The 1,708-nt window shown below is 55.6% G+C and carries 1 protein-coding gene; it reads left to right on the forward strand.

The window, feature by feature from the left end; genetic code table 11:
* Positions 1 to 335: 335 nt before the first annotated feature.
* The gene (locus tag WM94_RS26710) at positions 336 to 1,664 is read left to right on the forward strand and encodes an IS110 family transposase (protein ID WP_038410380.1); all 1,329 of its coding nucleotides are present in this window, start codon (positions 336 to 338) and stop codon (positions 1,662 to 1,664) included.
* Positions 1,665 to 1,708 lie beyond the last annotated feature (44 nt).

The raw sequence follows: 1,708 nt of genomic DNA on the forward strand, positions 1-1,708 counted from the left end.
GTGGGAGATCACCCAGCCCTTCCGGGCTGCGCTGTCGCGCAGCAAACATGAGGCGCATGACTTCAGATCTGTGGCAGCGCTGACATTTTGAAAAAGAAAAGGCGGCTGGCCTATTAGGGCCAGCCGCCTTTCGCTTTGTTAGGGTTTGAGCGCGCGGGACAGAGATCGTAGCCAGCACTGGTGTGTGTCAGCACATCCGCGTGGGAGAGTGATCCGCACGGTATCGGCGTGAAGTCCCTGTAGGCATCAGCTGAATCAGCTGTGACCACGTATGAGAGAGTGAACCCTTTCGCCACCGTGTGCCCCGCGCGCCCTTTATCCTGCGAGTATTCACCATGGCGCGCAAGCCTTCCAAGCAACGCTTCACCATCGTTCATCCCGACTGCGCTGCGATTGATGTAGGTAGTCGAGAACACTTTGTCGCGGTTGATCCCCAGTACGAGAACGCCGTTCAGTCATTCACGTCCTTTACCGACGACTTGTACAAGCTGGCCGATTGGCTCGATAGCTTGGCCATCAAGGTCGTAGCCATGGAGTCCACAGGCGTTTACTGGATTCCGATTTACGAAATCCTCAGCGAACGGGGATTCGAGGTCTATCTTGTTAATGCCCGAGCTACCCGGCAAATAACTGGACGCAAGTCTGACGTGCTGGATTGCCAATGGATCTGGCAACTGATGACTCATGGTCTCTTGCGAGGCGCTTTTCGCCCAAGCGACCCAACATGCTGCGTTCGCTCACTGGTCAGGCAACGGGCTTTCAAAGTGAAAGACCAGGCTCAAACCTTGAACCGGATACAGAAGGCACTGAGCCAAATGAACATCCAGTTGGCCAATGTCATCAGTGATATTTCAGGCGTGACGGGCATGAGAATTTTGCGAGCAATCATCGCGGGTGAGCGAGATCCTGTTCGATTGGCTGAGCTGACCGATGGCCGCATCAAGGCAGGTAAAGACACCATTGCGCGTAGCCTGCATGGCAATTGGCGACGAGAGCACCTGCATGCATTGGCGCAGGAGCTCGCAGCCTATGACTTTCTTGAGCAACAGATCGCTGAATGCGATGCCGTCATCGGAAAGGCATTGGAACAACTACCCGTACTAGAGCATGAACCACAACCACCCAGGAAAGCGCTGCGAAGCCCACACCGGACGAGCGCTCAACAGGCAGCGCTACACCAAGCCCTCTGGCAGGTGCTAGGGGTCGATTTGACCGCTATTCCAACAATTGGCGTGGACACCGCCCTGGTGCTGGCGGGAGAGATCGGCTCTGATCTCTCACGATTTCCATCATCCCAGCACTTTTGCTCCTGGCTAGGGTTGGCCCCGCCGACTCGTATCTCAGGCGGCCGCCAGCTATCAGGGGGCGGTCCTAAGGTCATTAACCGAGCGGCACAGGCGCTCAAGCAGGCCGCTTCAAATGCACGCAACGACAAGGGTTTCATCGGGGCATCGCATCGAGCCAGATTGACTCGCATGGACACCAGTTGCGCCATCAAAGCCACTGCACACCAACTGGCTCGACTGGTCTACACACTGCTGACAAAAAAACAGACTTATGTTGAACAGGGGCTCGAAGCATTCGAAGCCAAAAGCCAAGACCGACAGCTTCGGGCTTTGCTTCGCAAAGCCCGAAAGCTGGGATATCAATTGGTGGCAGCCTAAGGTGCTTAAAAAACAGCGGGTTGCATTTTGTTTGATGAGAGCGG

It is taken from the genome of Pseudomonas sp. ABFPK (genome assembly GCF_001586765.1).
Taxonomy (GTDB): Bacteria; Pseudomonadota; Gammaproteobacteria; order Pseudomonadales; family Pseudomonadaceae; genus Aquipseudomonas; species Aquipseudomonas asiatica.

Coding starts and splice junctions, on each gene's coding strand:
- WM94_RS26710 (WP_038410380.1), top strand. CDS start 336: ATGGCGCGCAAGCCTTCCAAGCAACGCTTCACCATCGTTCATCCCGAC.